The following is a 7048-nucleotide window of genomic DNA, read 5'->3' as shown; positions in this document are numbered from 1 at the left end:
CGGTCGCTCATCCTTGAAGTGACCTCGATAGAGGTTTTCTTATCAAAAGCGAACTTTTTGAATAACCTCTATAAGATTTCAAGCGAAAGGATACCTGTTATGGCCGATACTTACACATATCCACGCAGAGAAGAGATAGCGAATGCAATAACACATGGCATAGGAGCGGCACTAAGTGTTGCAGCACTGGTGCTCCTGATTGTTTTTTCAAGTTTGAAGGGCAATGCCTGGCATGTGGTTAGCTTTACGATCTACGGATCGACGATGCTCCTGCTGTATTTGAGCTCAACGCTCGTACACGGCTTGAGAGACGGGAAAGCAAAGGATTTCTTTGAGTTTATGGACCACTCCTCTATTTACTTGTTTATCGCGGGGACGTATACGCCTTTCCTGCTGGTAGCTATCAGGGGAACGCTGGGCTGGAGTCTCTTCGGGATCGTATGGGGCATTGCGCTGTTCGGTGTCGTATTTAAAGCTTTCTTCGTCAAGAAGTTTCTGTTCCTCTCCACGATATTTTACATTGCGATGGGCTGGCTGATCGTCATTGCCTGGAATCCGTTAACGGCGGTTGTAGCGCCGCAAGGCATGAATTTGCTTGCCATTGGGGGCGTGCTGTACACGCTGGGCACCATATTCTATGTATGGCGGGGGTTTCCTTACCATCATGCCATCTGGCATTTGTTTGTGCTGGCGGGTTCGATTCTCCACTTTTTTGCGATACTGATCTACCTTCTTCCTATCGGTTGAACGGGCAGGAAGAAGGCTTCCTGAACATGAAGAAGGATGACAAGGGAAATGGCTTGACATCCTTCTTTGTTTTTTGTATGATAAGGTTCGTTAAGCGAACTGTAAAGTGTTTTTCCTTGACGAGGGGGGTGCCCTTAAATGAGTCAGGAGAATCGGCTCGAGAAGACGAACCGGATCAATTTGTTGTTCGATTTCTATGAGCAACTGCTGACAGAGAAACAGCAGACCTTTTTGAAATATTATTTCCATGATGATTTTTCCCTTGGAGAAATCGCAGGTGAATTTGAGATTAGTCGTCAGGCCGTCTATGAACATATCAAGCGTGCAGAGCAGGTGCTCGAGTCCTATGAAGAGAAGTTGGGGCTTCTGAGCAAGCATGAGACGCGCATCCGGGAGCTGAATAAGTTTCGGGAGATGGTGGAGAGTAGCGATCTGGGTGAACATGATAAGAATGTAATGACCGATATGGTTGAACGATTAAAAGTATGGGATTAAGTATGAACGGAGGTGGCGGATATGGCGTTTGAAGGATTGACCAGCAGACTACAGAATGTGTTCAGCAAGCTTCGTGGTAAAGGCAAGGTGTCCGAGGAAGATGTAACAGCCGCCATGCGTGAAGTTCGACTCGCGCTTCTCGAAGCCGACGTTAACTTCAAAGTGGTTAAGGATTTCGTATCCAAAGTAAAAGAAAAGGCCATCGGCAAGGAAGTGATGGACAGCTTTACGCCCGGCATGGTGATCATTGACATCGTTAATAAAGAGCTGACGGAGTTGATGGGAGGAAGCCAAGCCAAACTGGCGAAGAGCAATAAGCCGCCAACGGTCATTATGATGGCCGGTTTGCAAGGTGCCGGTAAGACAACGACTTCGGGCAAGCTGGCCAAGCTGCTTCAGAAGCAGAACAGCCGACCGCTGCTCGTTGCCGGCGATATCTATCGTCCTGCTGCGATCAAGCAGCTCGAAGTACTCGGTGATCAGATCAACGTCCCGGTGTTCTCCCTGGGAGATAAGACAAGCCCGGTTGAAATCGCGAAGCAAGGCCTGCAGCATGCCAAAGATAATGGCCACGATTATGTCATTATCGATACGGCCGGTCGCCTTCATGTCGATGAAGAGCTGATGGAAGAATTAAAGCAGATTCACAGCGTTGTAACTCCTGACGAAGTCCTACTTGTCGTTGATGCGATGACGGGTCAGGATGCTGTGAATGTTGCGGAAAGCTTCAACCAGCAATTGACGCTGACAGGTGTCGTACTCACGAAGCTGGACGGTGATACCCGAGGCGGTGCCGCCCTCTCGGTTAAGGCGGTTACCGGATGTCCGATCAAATTCGCCGCGCTCGGCGAGAAGATTGATGCACTTGAGCCGTTCCATCCGGAACGGATGGCATCACGGATTCTCGGAATGGGCGATATGCTGTCTCTTATCGAGAAAGCACAATCGAACATTGATGCAGATAAGGCCAAGGAAATGGAACGTAAAATGCGTAATGCCGAATTTACGTTCGAGGATTTCCTGGAGCAGATGGATCAGGTCAAGAAGCTCGGTCCTCTGGACCAACTGATGGATATGATTCCGGGCATGGGCAAGATGAAGCAAGCCAAGGATCTCAAGGTTGACGAGAAGCAGATGGGACGCATCGAGGCTATTGTCCACTCCATGACAACGGCGGAGAAGCAGCAGCCTGACATCATCAATCACAACCGTCGTAAACGGATTGCGGCAGGCAGCGGAACCTCGCTGGCTGAAGTGAACCGGCTCATCAAGCAGTTTGACGAAATGCGCCGCGTGATGAAACAGTTCTCGGATATGATGGGTCCTAAAGGCGGCAAGAACAAAGCGATGAAACAGCTAAAAGGCTTGACCGGCGGGAAAGGTATGAAGTTTCCATTCCGTTAAGTCTCGGCCATATCGAATGGACATTTTTTGAAGGAGGTGAATTTTCAAATGGCAGTACGTATTCGTCTGAAACGCATGGGTGCTCACAAGGCTCCTTTCTACCGCGTGGTGGTTTCTGATTCCCGTTCCCCACGTGATGGCCGTTTTATCGAGGAAATCGGTTATTACAATCCGGTTGCTCAACCGGCTGAAGTTAAAATCGATGAAGAGAAAGCACTGAACTGGCTTCAAAATGGTGCGCAAGCATCTGACACGGTTCGCAACTTGCTTAGCAAAGCGGGCGTAATGAAGAAGTTTCATGAGCTGAAGCATCAGAAATAAGACTGATCGCGAGGGTTATCTATGGAAGAATTAGTTCGCGTTATTGCTAAGGCTTTAGTGGATCATCCAGAAGATGTGACTGTGAAAACCGTTGAGAAGGAGCACTTGATTGTATATGAGCTGTACGTGCATCCTGACGATGTCGGGAAGGTCATAGGCAAACAAGGGCGTATCGCCAAATCATTGCGTACAGTCGTAACATCGGCGGCGGTTAAAATGGATAAACGGGTGACCGTTGATATCATTTCTTAAAATATACGAAAGGGGGTTAGGATGCATGTCCTAGCCCTTTTTCGTACATGCTGAAGAAATCAGCCGGTCAAACCAGCTTAGAACGTTCATTAAGTGATGCAGGAGGAAGTCCATGTCTGAAAAGTTGTTAACTGTAGGGAAAATCGTGAATACGCATGGCATCCGCGGGGAAGTTAAAATTATGCCGCATACGGATTTTGCCGACCAGCGATTTGCTCCAAAGAGCCAGTTGTATATTGTCCCGGACAAGGGGAGCAAGATTGAAGTAACGGTGGATACATCTCGTTTTCATAAAAACATGTATATCGTTAAATTCAAGGAGCTGCATGGCATCAATGATGCTGAAAAATATAAGGGCTCGCTGCTGAAGATCACTGCGGATCTTCAGGAAGAGCTTCCGGAGAACGAGTACTATTTCCATGAGATCATTGGCTGCAAGGTGATGACCGACGAAGACCCTGCCGAGGAGCTTGGCTTGATCACCGAAATTTTGACCCCAGGCGCGAATGATGTGTGGGTTGTCAAGACACCTGAGGGAAAAGAAGTTCTCCTTCCGGCCATACCGGATGTCGTACTTGATGTAGACAAGGAATCGAAGCTTGTTCGGGTGCATCTCATGGAAGGGTTGTTATAGTCCATGCGGATCGATGTGCTGACGCTGTTCCCCGAGATGTTCGATGGTGTGTTTCATTCGAGTATTCTGGGTAAAGCTGCCGAAAAACAAATTGTGAACTTGAATGCCATCAACTTCCGCCAGTATGCCGGAAATAAGCACAGTCAGGTCGATGATACTCCATATGGCGGCGGTGGGGGGATGGTGTTAAAGCCGGACCCGATTTTTGCTGCGGTGGAGGATATTCTTGCTTCTGCTACGGATGAAATTTCGAATCATGAGGTTGGGGCTAACCCTGCCGGAGAGATTCCGGTGGAAACCTCAGGAACAGCCAAGCCTCCACGAGTCATTCTGATGTGTCCGCAAGGAGAGACCTTTACGCAGAAAAAGGCCGAAGAGTTGTCTCAGGAAGACCATCTGGTGTTTATATGCGGTCATTACGAAGGTTATGATGAACGGATTCGCGAGTTTCTTGTTACCGATGAGTTATCCATCGGGGATTACGTGCTTACCGGTGGAGAGCTGCCAGCGATGGTTGCCATTGATTCAGTGGTCCGATTGCTGCCGGGTGTACTAGGCAATGAAACGTCAGCGGTGACGGATTCATTCAGTACTGGCCTGCTGGAATATCCGCATTATACCCGTCCGGCTGAGTTTCGCGGCTGGAAAGTGCCGGATATTTTGTTAAGCGGTCATCATGCAAATATTGACGTGTGGCGTCGGGAACAGGCGCTTAAGCGGACATGGGAGCGCCGCCCTGAGTTGTTAGACAAGCTGGAGTTGTCCAAGCAGGATCGGGCATATTTAGACAAGCTTCAGCGAGAAGCGGGATCCTCATAAGTTTTTTTGTTTAATCTCACGAACAGATCTGTAAGCACAGGTCTGTTCTTTTTTTATTTCTTGAATGTGGCTAGTATGTAGTAATATGCACGTTTCATGTTTGCACCTGAGAACAAAATTCGTATGAATTGAATAGTGTGATAAATAGGCGTTTGCGGATGCATTAATCGTAAGGGGTGAAATCGATTGAGGCAAGAAAGAAGGAAACGTAGGAACAGCAAGGTTGTAATTCAGGGACTTACACCCGGACGAATCCGTGTCGGAAGGAACCAAGCCACTCCATTCGTTACATTGATCCGTCAATTAACATCACTGTTACACGCATTTGTGGAACAGCCGGTTAACGAGGATTTCACACTTATTAAAATACAATTGCAGAGCCTTAACGATCTGGTTTCGGAAATGAGGTTCTCGCTGCGGGAACGGCGGGATCTTAGGCAGGTTGTACAGCAAATTGCAAGGATTTCCAATTCGGACAATCTGGAAGGGATTTTAACAAGATTGAATGAAGTCATGACGTTGTTTCAAATGTATGGAGAACGAATTGGAGTCGGCGGCGAGATCGGTCCGGATATCGCTGCTTTGCAAAATGGTATTCAATCAAGGCTGGATAATGCGTTTCCGAGTGCGGATGCTGTCCCTCTAATCAATTTAATGAACAATCTGCCTTTTTACATTATGAATGCAACGACGAATCCAGGGGCCGGGTCTCGTCAGCAGCTTACTGAAGTACTTCAGGGAATTAACCAGCAGGCTGCGAGATTAGGGAGTTCCGGACAACAGCTGGGCAGGCTGCAACAAGCAACGGATGGAATTAATGCCTCGTTGCAGAATGGGGCGTCGCCTGAACATTTGAATGAACAGTTGATCAACTATACGAATGCTCTTTCAGGAACGATAGCGACATTAAGCATTCCGGTGGCTGTCCAAGATGCTGCTCTGCAATCTCTGCCAGCTGTAGCAAGGACGAGCGCTGAAAGTGTTCAAGGTCTCACGATCCAGGAAACGTTGGAAGGCGTGCCAGGTAACGATCAGCCGGGCGTGATTGGAGCGACAGGAGCGACGGGTGTGACTGGCCCGACAGGCATTGCAGGTGCTACAGGCGGGCCCAGATTGGACGGCGTGCCGGGAGCAACTGGCCCGACGGGTGCGGTGGGTGCTACAGGTCCAACAGGTCCGGAAGGACCGCCAGGAGCATCTGGCGGTATAACAGGAGCGACCGGTCCGACTGGTGAAACCGGTGCGACTGGAGCAGTAGGCGAGACCGGGGCAACGGGAGCCACTGGCATTATGGGTCCAGCAGGAGTTACGGGTGCAACGGGCGCAATAGGTGTTACAGGGCCAACGGGAGTTACAGGAGCAACCGGAGTAACAGGAGCTACAGGAGCCACAGGCGAGACAGGAGCAACAGGCGAGACAGGAGCAACAGGCGTAACTGGGGTAACAGGAGCCATAGGCGAGACAGGAGCAACGGGAGTAACGGGAGTAACGAGAGTAACAGGAGCCACGGGAGCAACGGGCGAGACAGGAGCAACCGGGGTAACAGGAGAAACTGGAGCAACGGGAGCCACAGGAGCAACGGGAGCAACGGGAGTAACAGGAGCAACAGGAGCAACTGGTGCAACGGGAGAAACTGGTACAACAGGAGAAACGGGAGCAACAGGAGAGACAGGAGAGACAGGAGCAACAGGAGTAACAGGAGCCACCGGGGTAGCTGGAGTAACCGGAGTTACCGGGGCAACAGGAGAAACTGGAGCAACGGGATCGACAGGAGTAACAGGAGCAACAGGAGCAACAGGAGCAACAGGAGTAACTGGGGTAACAGGAGCAACAGGAGCAACAGGAGCAACAGGAGCAACAGGAGCAACAGGAGTGACAGGAGTAACGGGAGCAACAGGAGAGACAGGAGCAACAGGAGTAACTGGGGTAACAGGAGCCACCGGGGTAGCTGGAGTTACCGGGGCAACAGGAGCAACAGGAGCAACAGGAGCCTCCGGAGTAACAGGTGAAGCGGGAGCAACAGGCGTAACTGGGGTAACAGGAGCAACAGGACCAACTGGGGTAACAGTAGCGACGGGAGAAACAGGTGCCACAGGTCCAGCAGGTGTTACGGGCCCGACAGGCGCGACGGGAGCAACAGGAGTAACAGGTGAAACGGGAGCAACGGGAGCAACAGGTGAGATGGGTCCAACAGGAGAAACTGGTGCCACAGGTCCAGCAGGCGTTACTGGTCCGACAGGAGCAACGGGAGCAACTGGGATAACAGGAGTAACAGGAGCCACCGGGGTAACAGGGGCCACAGGTGCAATAGGTGCAATAGGAGAAACTGGTGCAACGGGAGCAACAGGAGTAACGGGAGCCACCGGGGTAGCTGGA

General features: G+C 50.4%; 8 protein-coding genes. All 8 read left to right on the top strand.

Features of this window, described 5'->3' with window-relative positions:
• Positions 1 to 99 precede the first annotated feature (99 nt).
• The gene (gene trhA / locus ABEW73_RS10305) at positions 100 to 747 is read left to right on the top strand and encodes a PAQR family membrane homeostasis protein TrhA (RefSeq protein WP_430164929.1); all 648 of its coding nucleotides are present in this window, start codon (positions 100 to 102) and stop codon (positions 745 to 747) included.
• 138 nt (positions 748 to 885) lie between these two features.
• Complete coding sequence (locus ABEW73_RS10300; protein WP_098747095.1) at positions 886 to 1242, top strand: putative DNA-binding protein; 357 nt, start codon at positions 886 to 888, stop codon at positions 1240 to 1242.
• A gap of 21 nt (positions 1243 to 1263) precedes the next feature.
• Entirely contained in the window at positions 1264 to 2646 is a 1383-nt protein-coding gene (gene ffh, locus ABEW73_RS10295) for a signal recognition particle protein (protein ID WP_215156409.1), read from the top strand.
• A gap of 48 nt (positions 2647 to 2694) precedes the next feature.
• Entirely contained in the window at positions 2695 to 2967 is a 273-nt protein-coding gene (gene rpsP / locus ABEW73_RS10290) for a 30S ribosomal protein S16 (RefSeq protein WP_006211361.1), read from the top strand.
• Positions 2968 to 2988: 21 nt separating this feature from the next.
• Positions 2989 to 3219, top strand: coding sequence for a KH domain-containing protein (locus tag ABEW73_RS10285; protein ID WP_006211360.1), 231 nt, complete (start codon positions 2989 to 2991; stop codon positions 3217 to 3219).
• Between the two features lie 112 nt (positions 3220 to 3331).
• Entirely contained in the window at positions 3332 to 3853 is a 522-nt protein-coding gene (gene rimM, locus ABEW73_RS10280) for a ribosome maturation factor RimM (RefSeq protein WP_430164925.1), read from the top strand.
• 3 nt (positions 3854 to 3856) lie between these two features.
• Positions 3857 to 4672 (top strand): tRNA (guanosine(37)-N1)-methyltransferase TrmD, encoded by an 816-nt coding sequence (trmD, locus tag ABEW73_RS10275; RefSeq protein WP_430164922.1) that lies wholly within the window; start codon positions 3857 to 3859, stop codon positions 4670 to 4672.
• Positions 4673 to 4858: 186 nt separating this feature from the next.
• Positions 4859 to 7048, top strand: a 2190-nt coding sequence (locus ABEW73_RS10270) for a collagen-like repeat preface domain-containing protein (RefSeq protein ID WP_430206383.1), incomplete at its 3' end; no start/stop codon positions are given.

The organism is Paenibacillus lautus (genome assembly GCF_050482385.1).
GTDB lineage: Bacteria > Bacillota > Bacilli > Paenibacillales > Paenibacillaceae > Paenibacillus_AQ > Paenibacillus_AQ lautus_B.
Note: the sequence above shows the minus strand (reverse complement) of the source record. Positions and strands in the feature narration are given on the sequence as shown.

Coding starts and splice junctions, on each gene's coding strand:
- trhA (WP_430164929.1), top strand. CDS start 100: ATGGCCGATACTTACACATATCCACGCAGAGAAGAGATAGCGAATGCA.
- trmD (WP_430164922.1), top strand. CDS start 3,857: ATGCGGATCGATGTGCTGACGCTGTTCCCCGAGATGTTCGATGGTGTG.
- rpsP (WP_006211361.1), top strand. CDS start 2,695: ATGGCAGTACGTATTCGTCTGAAACGCATGGGTGCTCACAAGGCTCCT.
- ABEW73_RS10285 (WP_006211360.1), top strand. CDS start 2,989: ATGGAAGAATTAGTTCGCGTTATTGCTAAGGCTTTAGTGGATCATCCA.
- rimM (WP_430164925.1), top strand. CDS start 3,332: ATGTCTGAAAAGTTGTTAACTGTAGGGAAAATCGTGAATACGCATGGC.
- ffh (WP_215156409.1), top strand. CDS start 1,264: ATGGCGTTTGAAGGATTGACCAGCAGACTACAGAATGTGTTCAGCAAG.
- ABEW73_RS10300 (WP_098747095.1), top strand. CDS start 886: ATGAGTCAGGAGAATCGGCTCGAGAAGACGAACCGGATCAATTTGTTG.